This window comes from Paenibacillus salivarius (genome assembly GCF_051307165.1).
In the GTDB taxonomy this organism is placed as follows: Bacteria; Bacillota; Bacilli; order Paenibacillales; family Paenibacillaceae; genus Fontibacillus.
The window spans coordinates 3,343,674-3,358,763 of record NZ_CP195592.1 but is presented as its reverse complement, the minus strand read 5'-3'; the positions used below and the strand labels follow the sequence as shown (position 1 = coordinate 3,358,763).

Annotated in this window: 13 protein-coding genes; all 13 read left to right on the top strand. The window is 51.1% G+C overall.

Annotated features, from left to right (window positions below; genetic code table 11):
• Nucleotides 1–47: 47 nt before the first annotated feature.
• Complete coding sequence (locus tag ACSFXJ_RS15290) at nt 48–1,034, top strand: polysaccharide deacetylase family protein (protein WP_435921197.1); 987 nt, start codon at nt 48–50, stop codon at nt 1,032–1,034.
• A 110-nt stretch (nt 1,035–1,144) separates the two neighbouring features.
• Nucleotides 1,145–2,398, top strand: coding sequence for a M16 family metallopeptidase (locus ACSFXJ_RS15285; protein ID WP_435921196.1), 1,254 nt, complete (start codon nt 1,145–1,147; stop codon nt 2,396–2,398).
• The gene (gene dut / locus ACSFXJ_RS15280) at nt 2,388–2,837 is read left to right on the top strand and encodes a dUTP diphosphatase (RefSeq protein ID WP_435921195.1); all 450 of its coding nucleotides are present in this window, start codon (nt 2,388–2,390) and stop codon (nt 2,835–2,837) included. Before ACSFXJ_RS15285 ends, dut begins: the two co-directional genes overlap by 11 nt.
• A 219-nt stretch (nt 2,838–3,056) precedes the next feature.
• Nucleotides 3,057–3,956, top strand: a complete 900-nt coding sequence (dpsA, locus tag ACSFXJ_RS15275) for a dipicolinate synthase subunit DpsA (protein ID WP_435925778.1) — start codon at nt 3,057–3,059, stop codon at nt 3,954–3,956.
• Entirely contained in the window at nt 3,953–4,546 is a 594-nt protein-coding gene (locus ACSFXJ_RS15270) for a dipicolinate synthase subunit B (RefSeq protein WP_435921194.1), read from the top strand. Before dpsA ends, ACSFXJ_RS15270 begins: the two co-directional genes overlap by 4 nt.
• A gap of 73 nt (nt 4,547–4,619) precedes the next feature.
• Nucleotides 4,620–5,840 (top strand): aspartate kinase, encoded by a 1,221-nt coding sequence (gene dapG, locus ACSFXJ_RS15265; protein ID WP_435921193.1) that lies wholly within the window; start codon nt 4,620–4,622, stop codon nt 5,838–5,840.
• 51 nt (nt 5,841–5,891) lie between these two features.
• Complete coding sequence (dapA, locus tag ACSFXJ_RS15260; RefSeq protein WP_435921192.1) at nt 5,892–6,755, top strand: 4-hydroxy-tetrahydrodipicolinate synthase; 864 nt, start codon at nt 5,892–5,894, stop codon at nt 6,753–6,755.
• Between the two features lie 259 nt (nt 6,756–7,014).
• On the top strand, nt 7,015–8,697 hold the full coding sequence (locus tag ACSFXJ_RS15255) for a ribonuclease J (protein WP_435921191.1): 1,683 nt from the start codon (nt 7,015–7,017) through the stop codon (nt 8,695–8,697).
• Nucleotides 8,698–8,904: 207 nt separating this feature from the next.
• Nucleotides 8,905–9,669, top strand: coding sequence for a ClpP family protease (locus ACSFXJ_RS15250; protein ID WP_435921190.1), 765 nt, complete (start codon nt 8,905–8,907; stop codon nt 9,667–9,669).
• A complete protein-coding gene (locus ACSFXJ_RS15245; RefSeq protein ID WP_435921189.1) occupies nt 9,666–9,890 on the top strand; it encodes a YlzJ-like family protein in 225 nt (74 codons plus the stop codon). The genes ACSFXJ_RS15250 and ACSFXJ_RS15245 overlap by 4 nt, the downstream gene beginning before the upstream one ends.
• Nucleotides 9,891–10,006: 116 nt before the next feature.
• Entirely contained in the window at nt 10,007–12,664 is a 2,658-nt protein-coding gene (locus ACSFXJ_RS15240) for a DNA translocase FtsK 4TM domain-containing protein (protein ID WP_435921188.1), read from the top strand.
• Between the two features lie 147 nt (nt 12,665–12,811).
• A complete protein-coding gene (gene sleB / locus ACSFXJ_RS15235) occupies nt 12,812–13,681 on the top strand; it encodes a spore cortex-lytic enzyme (protein WP_435921187.1) in 870 nt (289 codons plus the stop codon).
• A 128-nt stretch (nt 13,682–13,809) separates the two neighbouring features.
• The gene (gene yfmF / locus ACSFXJ_RS15230) at nt 13,810–15,090 is read left to right on the top strand and encodes an EF-P 5-aminopentanol modification-associated protein YfmF (protein WP_435921186.1); all 1,281 of its coding nucleotides are present in this window, start codon (nt 13,810–13,812) and stop codon (nt 15,088–15,090) included.

The window sequence follows — 15,090 nt, the reverse complement described above, 5'->3', positions numbered from 1 at the left end:
GGCTTTCATATGATGAGGACAAAACCCCCTGAAGGGATGAGTCTGTCATGGAACGGAAAAAGTTCGCGATTATGCTTTCCTGTTTGCTTCTGGTGATGGCGCTGGGGCAGTTTGCCGGTATCCGGGAATTCGTATCGGGAGGCGGCAGGGACAGCGAGCAGGACGCGTTCGGGCGCTTTGCGGATAGCAAAGGGGAAGAGGAGCTTCTTAGGAAAATTACGGAGGAGGCGGCCAAACGGCGGATTGAGCCGGTGGACGCCGTCGTCGATCGCGTATGGAAGGCGATTCCCGGATACAACGGGCTTGAAGTGGATATTCAAAGTACATATCAGAAAGCCAGGCTGAAACCGGAAGGATCGGAAATTGAATATGTATATAAACAAATCCCGCCAAAAGTAAGTCTCGCCGATTTGGGTGCGCAGCCGATTTACCGGGGAAATCCGAACAAGCCGATGGCCGCCTTGATGATCAATGTCGCCTGGGGAGATGAGTTTATTACTCCGATGCTCGATACACTGGATAAGGAAAAGGTGAAGGCGACGTTCTTTTTTGACGGGAGCTGGTTAAAGAAAAATCCGGAGTTGGCGAAAGAAATTCAAAACCGGGGACACCAATTGGAGAATCACGCGTATTCTCACCCGAATATGAGCCAACTGGCCGATGCACGGGCAAGATTGGAGATTTCCAAAACAAAAGCTCTCCTCAAAGAAACACTCGGCGTCGACAATCGCTGGTTTGCCCCTCCATCCGGCGATTTTAATGACAGGACGGTCCGATTGGCCGCCGAGTACGGATTAAAAACCGTATTGTGGACGGTGGATACGGTCGACTGGAGGAAGCCTCCGGCGGATACCATTATTGACCGAGTATCGAGCAAGGTTGGCCCCGGATCGCTTATTCTGATGCATCCTACGGCGTCTACGCGGGATGCTTTGAAGGGGATGATCTCCGTCATCCGCAGCAAAGGGCTGCAACTGGGAACGGTTGAGGAGACGTTATCGCCGGATCGCGTAGAGACGGGCGGAGTTGAGTAAAATTTGGATTTTTGATAGGATAATGATGCATTTGTTTACTCTCGGAGCAGGATTTCTGCGGTGTGTTACACTGCAATCCATGCTTCGTAAAACTTTTAGGAGGGCCAGTCGTGAACAAAACGCAGTTAAAAAACGGCCTCCGGGTGGTCATGGAGAAAATACCGACCTGCCGCTCGGTGTCGTTCGGCATATGGGTTAAGACCGGATCCCGAAATGAAACCGCTGAACAGGGCGGTATTTCGCATTTTATCGAGCACATGCTGTTCAAGGGAACAGAGCGCTTCAGCGCCAAGGATATCGCGGAGCAGTTCGATGCGATCGGGGGCAACGTGAACGCCTTCACGTCCAAAGAATACACCTGTTATTATGCGAAGGTACTGGATGAGCATCTTCCGATTGCGATGGATGTGTTGTCGGAGATGTTTTTCCGGTCCATGTTCGATGAGGAAGAGTTGCGCAAAGAGAAGAATGTGATCGTGGAAGAAATTTCGATGTATGAAGATACTCCGGATGACATGGTTCATGATCTCATTGCGGAAGCGGCTTACGGCCACCATCCACTAGCATTGCCGATTCTAGGCACGGAGGAAAAGCTACGGACGATGGGACCGTCCGATCTCCGGGCTTACATGAAGGACAAATACACGATTGAAAACACGGTCATCGCGGTTGCGGGAAATATCGACGATTCGATTATGGAACTGCTTGAACGGTATTTTGGGGACTTTGGCAACAGGGGTACGTCTTCCTCGATATCCGCTCCCGATTTTCTCGGTGAACTTAAATTTCACCGCAAAAAAACCGAGCAAAACCATATTTGTCTTTCCTTTCCTGGACTTCCGATCGGAGATCGCAACCAATATGCGATGGTGCTGCTCAACAATGCGCTGGGCGGCGGGATGAGCTCAAGGCTGTTCCAGGAAATCCGGGAAAAGAGAGGCTTGGCATATTCCGTTTATTCTTACCACAGCTCCCATGCGGACAGCGGTTTGTTTACGGTGTACGCCGGTACGGCGCCGAAACAGACCAAGGAAGTGCTGGACCTTACGAAAGAAATTTTGCATGAAGTATCCCAAAAAGGGATCTCCGAGAACGAGCTTCGCAAAGGGAAGGAACAGCTTAAGGGGAGTCTCATCCTCAGCCTGGAAAGCACGGGAAGCCGGATGAACCGGCTCGGTAAAAACGAGTTGATGACCGGAAGGCATTATACGTTGGACGAAATGATCGGCATGATCGAAGCCGTTACTATGGACGACGTGAACGAAGTTTTGAAAGGGATGTTTAAGCATCCGTATGCTCTCGCCATGGTCGGCGCATCGGATAAGGTAATCACGGGAGTAAGGAGAGATGAACTTGTCATTTGAAGTCCAAATCAAAAGAATGCCGGGAAATGAAGATATCGAGCTTCCCCGCAAAATGTCGGAGCTCGCTTCCGGTTTTGATTTATATGCCGCTGTAACGGAAGAATTGGTCCTGCGGCCAGGGGAACGCGCATTGGTGCCTACAGGGATGGCGATCGCCATGCCAGGCGGCCTGGAGGCGCAAATCCGCCCGCGCAGCGGCCTTGCGTTCAAACACGGGGTCACGTGCTTGAACACGCCCGGCACGATCGATGCGGATTATCGCGGAGAGGTTAAGGTACTTTTGATCAACTTGGGACAGGAGCCTTTTACGATCACGCGGAATGAACGGATCGCCCAAATGGTATTCCAAATCGTGCCCGAAGTGAATCTGCTGCAAGTGGACGAACTGTCCGAAACGGTGCGGGGAGCCGGCGGTTTCGGGCATACAGGCACGAAGTAAAGGGATAGCAAAGTTAGATTCTAAGGAAACTCAGCTCCGTATTTTCTTTAAATTCATTGGTTACCCGGTTACAATTGAATCATTATTTTAGAAAAGGATGGCGATTGCCATCCTTTTTCATTTTCAAAGCCCCAAAAATAAAGATCATGTTTTCACCACATCTCATGCCCCCGCATACTATGCTTTATACTGTATTGCCTGGAAGGGGTGCCAATCTTGATGCTTACAGGTCTAACCATAGTCTTTCTGGGGGGAGACGCCCGTCAGGTTGAAGTTATCCATAAATGCTTGGAACTGGATGCGACGGTCCGGACGGTCGGATTCGAGCAAGCCCATTTCCCGTTAAGCGGCATTACGCATGAGTCTTTGACGGAGGAGTTGCTTCAAGCAGCGGATGTCGTGGTTCTTCCGGTGGTTGGCTGCAATGATCAAGGAGAGATTGCCGCACCGTTTTCGCTTTCTCCGATCGTGATGAATAATGAACTGTTTGCCTCGCTTCGGAAAGGCACTCTGGTTTATACAGGCATGGCAAAAAAATTGTTGAAACGGATGGCGGAGGAACACGGGCTGCGTCTCATCGAGTTGCTGGAGAGGGACGATGTGGCTATTTTCAATTCCATTCCGACCGCCGAAGGCGCAGTCATGATGGCGATACAAAATACCGAAATTACGATTCATGGTTCAACATGTATCGTGCTTGGCATCGGGCGGACGGGTTTTACTTTGGCAAAAACATTGCAAGGTTTGGGAGCGAACATTCGGGTGGGGGTCCGGAAGGAATCGGACGTCGCCAGAGCAGTGCAAATGGGCTGGAAGCCTTTTATGACAAAGGATTTGAACGCTTTCACGGACGGAGTCGACTTGATTTTTAATACGATTCCGACTATGATAATCACAGCACAAATCATCTCTAAACTGCCCCGTCAGGCAGTAATTATCGACCTTGCTTCGGCTCCCGGCGGTACGGATTTCCGTTATGCCGAGAAGCGCGGAATCAAGGCCCTTCTGGCCCCCGGACTACCCGGAATCGTTGCTCCCAAAACGGCTGGTATCATCATGGCGAATACATTGAGTCAGTCGATCTTGGAAGAGTTTCAATTACGGGGGGATGAAAAGTGAACTGGCAGGGGAAAACAGTAGGTTACGCTGTGACGGGATCGCATTGCACACTCGCAGAGGTGATGCCTCAGATCCAACGGTTTGTGGATGACGGAGCCAACGTGGTACCGATTATATCGCAGTCCGTGCTGAGCACGGATACTCGTTTCGGCAAAGCGGAAAATTGGCAAAAACAGTTGAAAGATATAACGGGGAATGATATCATTTCTTCAATTGTCGATGCGGAACCGCTCGGCCCTTCCAAATTGCTTGACGTGCTGGCGATCGCCCCTTGTACGGGAACCACGACAAGCAAATTGGCCAATGCCGTTACGGACAGCCCCGTTCTTATGGCTGCCAAGGCTACGCTCCGTAACGGACGACCGATCGTACTGGCAGTGTCGACGAATGACGGGCTTGGTTTTAATATGGCGAATATCGCCAAGTTGATCGTCGCCAAAAATATTTATTTCGTTCCATTCGGCCAAGACAATCCGGACAACAAACCGAACTCCCTGGTGGCACGCATGGAACTTGTACCGGAAACCTGCTATGCGGCGATTCAAGGGAAACAGCTCCAGCCGGTGATCATCGAGCGTTTCCGGGATTGACTTAAGTTTTTTTACATCATAAGACTACGGAATGAAGTTATTCTTTACTCCGCTCATTAATTGGAGGAATACCATGCGCATCTTGGTGCAGAAGTTCGGTGGCACATCTCTTTCGACACAGGAAGCGAGGGAGAAAGTCATCTCACATATCCGCCGGGAACTGGATAACGGTTACCGGCTTGTCGTTGTGGTTTCAGCTATGGGGCGAAAGGGCGATCCTTACGCTACGGACACGCTTTTGGATTTGATCTCATCAGGCGGAGGGGCGCTGCAGCAACGCGAGCAGGATTTATTGCTTTGCTGCGGTGAAATTATTTCTGCGGCTATGCTTTCTAGCTTGCTTCAGAAGGAATCGATCAGCTCCGTTGTACTTACGGGAGCCCAAGCCGGGTTTCGAACGGACAGCCAGTTTGGGAACGCCCGAATTCTTGACATCGTACCGACCCGGGTTCTTGAGGAACTCGAACTGAGCGATGTCGTGATCGTGACTGGGTTTCAAGGGCAAAATCAAAACGGTGATTTTACGACACTGGGCCGTGGTGGAAGCGACACATCCGCGACGGCGCTGGGTGCGGCGCTGCATGCGGAGATGGTGGACATTTACACCGATGTCGACGGCATTCTCACGGCAGATCCGAGAATTGTCGAGGATGCCAAGCCCCTCGAATACGTCAGCTATACGGAAATATGCAACATGGCCCATCAAGGAGCCAAAGTGATTCATCCTCGCGCCGTGGAAATCGCCATGCAATCCGGTATTCCGGTACGGGTAAGATCGACTTTCTCGCAAAGCGAAGGGACGCTCGTAGCCAATCCGGAAGGATTCAAGGATGTCCAACTCGGCATTGTCGACCGCTATGTAACCGGGATCGCTTATGTGGCTAACGTGACCCAAATCAAGGTTGAAGCGGATAACTCAGGTGCCGATCGATTGCAGTTGCAGGTGTTCAAAGCTATGGCGGAGAACGCAATCAGCGTCGATTTTATTAATGTAACCCCGTCAGGGGTTGTTTATACCGTTTTCGACAATGATGCGCAAAAAGCGCGCAAAGTACTTGAGGGACTGGGGTTAAAGCCTCAAATCTTGAGCGGATGCGCGAAAGTATCGGTCATCGGCGGAGGAATCAACGGAGTGCCGGGAATTATGGCGAGAATTGTCGAAGCATTGACCGAAAACGACATTCAAATCTTGCAATCGGCGGATTCCAACACGACCATTTGGGTTCTCGTGAATAAAGAGGATATGGTTCAAGCATTGCGTGCGCTGCATGCCAAGTTCGAGCTTGGCAAATAAAATGCATGAAATATGTTTTATGAGTAGATAAACTCCGAAGGAGGAGACCTCGTGGATTTCGGTAGATTGATAACAGCGATGGTAACACCATTTGACAGCCAGGACAGAATCGATTGGGCACAGACAGGAAGGCTGATCGACTATTTGATCGAAGAACAGAAATCGGACAGCATTGTCGTTTGCGGAACGACCGGGGAGTCCCCCACGCTTTCCGATGAAGAAAAATTGGAACTCTTCGCCTTTGCCGTAAAACATGCCGCCGGAAGATGTAAAATCATTGCAGGAACCGGCAGCAACAACACCGCTCATTCCATTCATTTGTCGAAAGAAGCTGAAGCTCTCGGGGTGGATGCGCTGTTATTGGTGGCGCCATACTATAACCGGCCGAGCCAGGAGGGGCTATTCCGTCACTTCGAAGCAATAGCGTTGTCGACGAAGCTGCCGGTGATGCTTTACAACGTACCGAGCCGGACCGCGGTCAGTCTCAGCAAAGAAACAACGCTTCGCCTGGCGCAAATTCCGAACGTCGTGGCGACGAAGGAATGCGCTCCGCTGGATCAGGTTGCCGGAATTGCAGCCGGCGCGCCTGAAGGTTTTAAGGTTTACTCCGGCGACGATTCTTCGGCATTGCCTGCAATGTCGGTAGGAGCTCACGGTATCGTCAGTGTGGCCAGCCATCTTGTCGGCTCTCGGATGAAAGACATGATCGGAGCGTTCACAAGCGGGAATGTGGGAGAAGCCGCCAAATTACATCAAAGCTTGTTGCCTGTGTTTAAGGGCCTGTTTGAATATCCTAGCCCGGCTCCTTTGAAATTCGCCCTGAATGAACGCGGCATTTCCGTCGGCTCCGTCCGTCTCCCGTTAGTTCCATTGAATGAGGAAGAAGGAGCGCGGATTCGCGAGTTTCTTAAGTAAAAAACCAATAACTTGATTCCCTTCCATAAACCGATGCCTGCTGGTCAGGCATCGGTTTTTTTGCTGTGGAGCATCGTAACGATATAGAGGCGGCAGGAGGCTGACTTGTTTTTAATTAAAATAATCATGTATAATGGTTTCAAGTGACTGGGTGCGGTGAATTTTATTAAGAAATTTAATATATGAAAAGCACTGATCGGGTGCATTTCCAATTAATTCAAAAAATGACGTCCAAAACAATTAGGAGGGTTAGATTCACTTGTCCAAAAAAATGAATAGCGAGAATAAACTGATGATCTTTGCCCTGGGCGGCGTCGCTGAGATCGGGAAGAACATGTATGTGGTCCAGTATGCAAACGACATCGTGGTTATCGATGCCGGTTTGAAATTTCCGGAAGAGGACATGCTGGGTATCGATATCGTCATTCCCGATATTACCTATCTGACGGAGAACCGTGACAAGGTAAGAGGGATCGTGTTGACGCACGGCCACGAGGATCATATCGGCGGCTTGCCATACGTACTCAAAAATTTGAACGTTCCTGTTTACGGAACCAAATTGACGCTAGGCCTGGTTGAGAACAAACTGAAGGAAGCCGGATTGCTCGGCGAAACAAAACGCGTCCTCATTCACGCGGATTCGGAGATTCAGCTCGGCCAAACCTTGAAGGCCACTTTTTTTAGAACGAATCACAGCATTCCCGATTCGGTCGGAGTCTGCATCGAAACGCCGGAAGGCAATGTCGTGCATACCGGAGACTTTAAATTTGATCATACACCAGTCAATGATCAATTCGCGGACCTGCACCGCATGGGAGAAATCGGCAAAAAAGGCGTGTTAGCGCTTTTATCGGATAGTACCAATGCGGAGAAACCGGGCTTTACGCCATCGGAGAAAAACGTCGGAATCGTGCTTGACGACATTTTCCGCAAAGCGGAGCAACGCGTCGTAGTAGCGACATTCGCATCAAACGTACACCGGATCCAACAGGTCATTGACGCGGCATATTCCACAGGCCGCAAAGTGACGATCATTGGACGGAGCATGGTCAATGTCGTTACGATCGCTTCGGAACTCGGTTACTTGAACGTACCGGACGGTATTATTATCGAGCCGGAAGAAGTGAATAAAATGGCAGCGGATCGTGTCGTTATTTTGTGCACGGGCAGTCAGGGCGAGCCGATGTCGGCGCTGACCCGCATGGCTCGTTCGACACACCGCAAAGTTGATATTTTGCCGGGAGATACGGTGATTATCGCCGCAACGCCGGTGCCTGGCAATGAAAAATACGTTGGCCGTACGATCGATGAGCTGTTCCGCCTCGGCGCGGAAGTCATCTATAGCGGTTCCAACTCCGGAGTGCACGTATCCGGGCACGGCAGCCAGGAGGAGCTGAAGCTGATGCTGAATTTGATGCGTCCGAAATATTTTATCCCGATTCACGGGGAATACCGGATGCTTCGCAAGCATGCTTTGCTCGGGGAATCCGTAGGCGTCGACCCTGACAATATATTCCTGGTCGATATCGGAGACATTGTGGAAATTCAGAACGGTACTGCCCGTAAAGCCGGTAAAGTACCGGCAGGCAATGTGTTGATCGACGGGCTTGGCGTGGGGGACGTAGGCAATATTGTGCTGCGTGACCGCAAGCTGTTGTCCCAAGACGGCATCCTGGTCGTAGTGGTGACATTGAGCAAGCAGGACGGAAGCATCGTTTCAGGTCCGGATATCATTTCAAGAGGTTTCGTTTATGTGAGGGAGTCGGAAGGGCTTCTTGACGAAGCGAACCGGATCGTTTCCAGCACCCTGGAAAAACTCATGAGCGAGAACGTTAATGAGTGGGCGTCGCTCAAAACGAGCGTCAAGGACGCGCTTGGACGATTCTTGTATGAGCAAACCCGTCGCAGACCGATGATTCTGCCAATTATTATGGAAGTATAAGATAGAGTAATTAAATAAGGGCACACAGTCGCCTCTTTTTCCGCTGGTATATTGGACGGTTCCTTGCGGGAGAAGGGGCTTTTTTGCGTATAAAGGGCTGACCTTAATTCGGGAAGAATAGCGGGACGGGGAAGGTCGGATACTAATCCGTGTAGGATGCGGAAGTGACGACAATAAGGGCGTTTGCCCGAAAGGAAGCGTGACGATATGGACATGGAAACCCGGAATGCCGCATTGAACGAGGAGACCGAAACTCCGCCGATGCAGCCTGATGCGGATAAAAAGTCACCTGCGGTAAGCGACGCCATTCAGCAATTTGGACAAACGGCGATTCCGACCCAAGGGGAATCGAATGTATACTGTTTGACGATCATCGGCCAGATTGAAGGTCATTTGGTGCTCCCGCCGCAAAACAAAACGACAAAGTATGAGCATCTGATTCCTCAACTGGTGGCCGCTGAGCAAAACCCCCGTATCGAGGGCCTACTCATCATTCTTAATACGGTCGGGGGCGATGTGGAGGCCGGCCTTGCGATCGCGGAAATGATCGCCTCGCTGTCCAAACCGACCGTTACCGTGGTCATCGGTGGGGGACATAGCATCGGCGTGCCGATCGCGGTTGCTTCGAATTATTCATTTATTGCGGAAAGCGCGACCATGACCATCCATCCGATCCGGATGACCGGACTGGTCATCGGCGTACCGCAGACGTTCGAGTATATCGAGAAAATGCAGGAGCGGGTTGTCCGGTTTGTGACCGCGCATTCCCGGATTCCGGACGGCACGTTTAAAGAGCTTATGTTCAAAACCGGGGAACTGAACCGGGATATCGGAACCGCGGTGGGCGGTACGGACGCAGTCAAGTATGGGCTGATTGACGCCATTGGAGGAATCGGGGAAGCGCTAGGGAAATTGAACTCATTGATCGAGGAGCGACGCAGCTCCAAGCCGGCAGGAGGGATTACGCAGTGACCCATTATACCATTTTGCCGCAGGAGGCCTACTGGGAACAGGCGGAAGTAACGGAAAACTATACGGAGCTTGAAATCGGCGGGATTTTGATGCAGGTAAGGATGGAAGCCGGGAACAAAGCGACGATCATCCGGCTTTTGCGCTGCGGACTGGATGATTATCTAAACCCTGCTTACGCTCCCGGGAAACAAATTGTATTTATGCCGGTGCTGATTCAGTAGCTACACTTGTGTACTTGCTCCACATCCGTTTGATTTTGTTCATCATATAAAGTAGAACATATGTATGGTTCCCCCCGGCGAATATGGTATAATATTCATCTGGGGGGTGTTCCTGTTTGGCACGCAAACGGAAGAAATCGAAGGCAGCTTTAGGCAGTATGCTCAAATATGAAATTTATGGGATCATCCTGATCACACTATCCATTATCGCCTTGTCCGGAGAGGCGGCGGTCGGCAGAACCTTGTCCAAAATGTCGGCGCTTCTCCTCGGCAAGTTTTATTTTGTCATACCCTTAATCGGTATTTATGTCGGACTGGCCGTCATGATCGGGCGAAAATGGCCGTCAAAATGGTCAACGCGCAAAAGCGGCATATTGCTCACCGTACTGGCGTTTGTACTGATGAGCACGATTTCCGCGATGGGTCAAAAGCTGGCTCCGGTCGTTCCTTTGTCGTTCGGAAACATTATGAGCCAGATCAACCGGGATCTACAAGGAGCGCTGTTTCATCCCGCTTCGGGCGACGCCGGATTCAGCCTGCTAAACCTGAACATCAGCGGGGGATACATAGGCGGCCTGGAATTTGCCCTGCTTTATTCCTTATTCGGGATGGCGGGCGCCAAATTGATCATGGTCGTCATGCTGGCGATCAGCTTTATGCTGATCACCGGGTTGTCTTATGTGGAACTGATGAGAATGCTCCGCAAACGGATGGGAGGATTCGGCGAGTTGCTTGGCAAAAAAATCCGCCTGCTTCGCCCCGTTCCGGTTACAAAAAAGACGGTGCACTCCGTTAAGCCCGCCGCTTACGAACCTGAAGAAGATGAGGAAGACGAGTACGACGTTCCGGTAAAACCGCGAAAACAAAAGCCGGTATTTTTCCAGCTTTTCGGCTACAAGGGTGAGCGGGAGCCTCGTGCGGAAGTAGCAACGGAAGCGGAAACCGACGCTGAAACGGTTGTGGAAGCTGACCTTCCGGGCCTGCAAAGCATTAATTGGAATGAAGTGGAGTATCACGGATACGGAGAAGATGACGCCGGTTCAATATATACGCCAGATAAAGCCGCACGCCCGATTGAACAGCGTGAGGAAGATACCGGACCGATCATCCGTGATTTCTTTGACCATATACAGCGTGAAGGCGGAACCGGAAACGATGGCCTTGAACCGGATGAGGCCGAAGATACGTCAACTGTACTGAATGAACAGGATTTGGTCGGCTCGGAAAATGTCTCCCTGCCGGACGAAGAATCCGGCTTGGCAGAAGAAGACGTCATTCCCGCCACGGGAGAGATGGAAAGTGCGGAGTTGGACGAGCATGTACCGGCACCGCCGCCCAAACCGGCGCCAAAGCCATACAAGCTTCCTTCATTCCGGTTGTTGTCCAAGCCTGCCGGTACCGGCAAATCCGGAGACCAGGCCGATTATATGCAGACCGCCCGCAAGCTTGAAGCAACGCTGGAAAGCTTCGGCGTCCGTGCACGAGTACTTGAGGTCGTTCGGGGGCCGGCGGTCACCCGGTATGAAATACAGCCGGATATCGGGGTGAAGGTAAGCCGGATCGTGAACCTTACCGATGATATTGCCCTTGCGCTTGCCGCCAAGGATATCCGGATGGAGGCGCCGATTCCGGGAAAATCGGCGATCGGAATCGAAGTACCGAATAACGAAGTATCGGTCGTCACGATGCGGGAGGTCATGGAAACTCCGACTTTCATGGATGCGGAGTCCAAGCTTTCCATCGCGTTTGGCCGGGACATCTCGGGTCAAACGATCGTCGGCAATCTCGCGAAAATGCCCCATCTGCTTGTCGCCGGGGCAACCGGATCGGGTAAATCGGTATGTATCAACGGCATTATTACGAGCATTTTGTATAAAGCGAAGCCGGATGAGGTCAAGTTCATGATGGTCGATCCGAAAATGGTCGAACTGAATGTTTATAACGGCATCCCTCATCTGCTCACTCCGGTCGTCACGGATCCGAGACGCGCTTCGCTGGCATTAAAGAAAATCGTGGTTGAAATGGAAAAACGCTATGAGTTGTTCTCCAAATCGGGGACCCGGAACATCGAGGGCTACAACCTCATGATGAAAGAAAATCCCGACGCGGTTCTGCCGTATATCGTCGTCATCGTGGACGAGCTGGCCGACTTGATGATGGTCGCAGCTAGCGACGTGGAGGATGCGATCGCACGGTTGGCACAGATGGCGCGCGCAGCGGGAATCCATTTGATTATCGCGACACAGCGGCCTTCGGTCGACGTTATCACGGGTGTCATTAAGGCGAATATTCCTTCGCGGATCGCTTTCGGGGTATCTTCACAAGTCGATTCGCGTACGATTCTGGACATGGCCGGTGCCGAAAAATTGCTGGGCCGGGGCGATATGCTCTTTATGCCGATGGGCGCTTCCAAACCGGTTCGCGTTCAAGGCGCATTTATGAGCGATCAGGAAGTGGAAACGATCGTAAACTATGTCCGGGGTCAGGGGCAAGCCGAATATGACGAAAGTCTCGTTCCGGAAATTACGGAAGAGTCCGCAGACCAGGAAGAAGTCATGGACGAATTGTATGATCAAGCCGTTCAAATCGTTCTGGAAGCCAAACAAGCGTCCGTCTCGCTTTTGCAGCGCAGAATGCGGGTCGGATATACACGTGCCGCACGCCTGATCGATTCGATGGAAGCCCGGGGCATCGTAGGCCCTTATGAGGGCAGCAAGCCGAGGGAAGTGCTGATGACCATCGACCAATATAAATTGAATAAGGTTTCATCCTGAGCACTCAAGGCTTTGATCTTCCGAACCCCGCCGTTTATACGGCGGGGTTCTTTTTTTAAGCTTTTGGGTGCATAGGAAGGATGGGTGCTTGTCATAATAAGGTCAACCGACCATGCAAATTCACAAGGAAAGGTAGAGCCGAACGATATGAAAAACATGAAAATATGGTTTGCCGCCGGTGCAGTGCTGTTGTTAATCGGTATCGTTTATGGATTCAGCCAAATTCGGCAGACAAGCAACGTGGAAATGAGAAAGGAGACGCCGAAGCACGCAACCCCGGTGTTCAGCGAGCAGGTCATCGATTATGGAGCTTTCGGTAAAGACGTATATGAACTGCAAGGGCGTCTGGGTTTTCTCGGATTTTATCACGGAAAGCTGGACAGCTATTTCGGACCGAAAACGAGAGAGTCCTTGAAATGGTTTCAATCGGAATTCGGGATGAAAGTGGATGGTCTGGCGGGTCCCAAAACGAAGCTGAAGCTCTATAATGCTACGAAGGATTGGAAGCCCGGGATGGAGTATGCGAATCAAGGGAATGAGGGCAAAGCCGAAACCGGAGCCGAAAACAAAACAGGAACCGAAAACAAAACTGCTGCGGAATCCAAAAATAATCAACCAAAAACGGAATCCGCAAACCTGTCCGCCTCCAACGGAATGGGCCTTTCGGAAAATGATCTGAAAATAATGGCGAATGCCGTTTACGGCGAATCGCGGGGCGAGCCGTTCGAAGGTCAGGTCGCCGTTGCGGCGGTCATTTTAAACAGAGTCAAATCGCCAAGCTTTCCGAACACGGTATCCGGCGTTATTTTTCAGCCCGGCGCGTTTACCGCGGTAGCGGACGGACAAATTTGGCTTGAGCCGAACGAAAACGCCCGCAAGGCTGTTCAGCAAGCACTGAACGGTTGGGATCCTACCGGCGGCTGCCTGTATTACTTTAACCCGGAGACGGCGACTTCCGCCTGGATCTGGACCCGTCCGCAAGTCAAAACGATCGGCAAACATATTTTTTGCATGTAACACATGAAAGGACTATAGAAGCAGCCGTTTGTTCTCCCAGGTTGCTTCTTTCCTTTGAATTGGTATAGAATGGAACTGGATTTTTGATTTTGCGTATATTATCAGTCTCTCGTAAAGGAGTTTTGGTCTTGAACAAAACGATTTTCGAACGCGGCAGCGCCGGCAATATCCGGATTCACGTTCTGCCAACGACCCGATTCAAGACGTTTGCCGTATCGCTGTATGCGGGAATTCCCTTGGACAGCAAGACGGTAACAACAACGGCACTAACCCCTTTTGTATTGAGAAGAGGCACGGCTTCCTACCCGGAGACGATTCAATTCCGGGAGCAGCTTGAGCGCTTATACGGCGCCGGCTTCGGCTTTGATGTCTATAAACGGGGAAATTATCAAATCGTGCAATTCCGAATGGATACAATTAACGATTCGTTTGTTCAGAGCGATGAATCACTGCTTGCCCAGACCTTTGCTTTTTTGGGCGAAGCCGTCACCAAACCTGCTCTGGAGGAAGGAGCTTTCCGGGCGTCTTATGTCGCTTCCGAACGCGAAAATGTGCGCCAAAAACTGGAGAGCATCATTAACGATAAAATCCGCTACGCTGCCGAAAGATGCCTCGAGGAAATGTTCAAAGACGACCCTTACCGCCTTCACCCGCTCGGCCAACGCAGCGATCTGGACGGCATTGAGCCCGAATCATTGTATAAAGCGTACCAAAACTGGCTCTCCGAGGCGAGACTTGACCTTTACGTTGTAGGGGACACATCGCTCTCCGAAGTTCAGGAGCTCGTTGAGCGTTTCTTTGCCTTAAACCGTTCCTCTTCACCGGAATACAAGCCGGAAAACAGTTCGGTTAACGTTAAAGAGGTGCGTACGGTTACCGAAGCTCTTGACGTCAATCAAGGCAAACTCAATCTTGGGCTCCGTACACCGATTACCTATGGTGACGACCGCTATGCTTCCGCGCTGTTATATAGCGGAATTCTCGGCAGCTACCCGCATTCCAAGCTGTTTATAAACGTCCGCGAAAAGGAAAGCCTCGCTTATTATGCGGCATCGCGTTATGACGGACATAAAGGGATGCTGGGAATCCAATCCGGCATCGAAATTGCCAACTACGATAAAGCGCTGAACATTATCAAAGCCCAGCTTGATAGCATGCGCGCAGGCGACATCAGCGAACTGGAGATGAGCCAGACCAAGGCGATGCTCCGGAACAGTCTTCTTGAAATGCAGGACTCCGCATTTGAAATGATCGCTTATGACTTCAACCGCGTTCTTTCCGGCAAAGACCGCTCCGCGGAGCAATTGCTGAGCCAGATCGAGCAAGTGACGACGAAGGATGTCGTGGCTGCGGCCGAAACGGTTGAATTGGATACGATTTATTTTTTGACAGGACAAAAGGAGGGATAG

What these genes read in the sequence shown, in the direction of transcription:
- dpsA (WP_435925778.1), top strand. Translation starts at nt 3,057, where the DNA reads ATGCTTACAGGTCTAACCATAGTCTTTCTGGGGGGAGACGCCCGTCAG.
- ACSFXJ_RS15290 (WP_435921197.1), top strand. Translation starts at nt 48, where the DNA reads ATGGAACGGAAAAAGTTCGCGATTATGCTTTCCTGTTTGCTTCTGGTG.
- sleB (WP_435921187.1), top strand. Translation starts at nt 12,812, where the DNA reads ATGAAAAACATGAAAATATGGTTTGCCGCCGGTGCAGTGCTGTTGTTA.
- dapG (WP_435921193.1), top strand. Translation starts at nt 4,620, where the DNA reads ATGCGCATCTTGGTGCAGAAGTTCGGTGGCACATCTCTTTCGACACAG.
- ACSFXJ_RS15250 (WP_435921190.1), top strand. Translation starts at nt 8,905, where the DNA reads ATGGACATGGAAACCCGGAATGCCGCATTGAACGAGGAGACCGAAACT.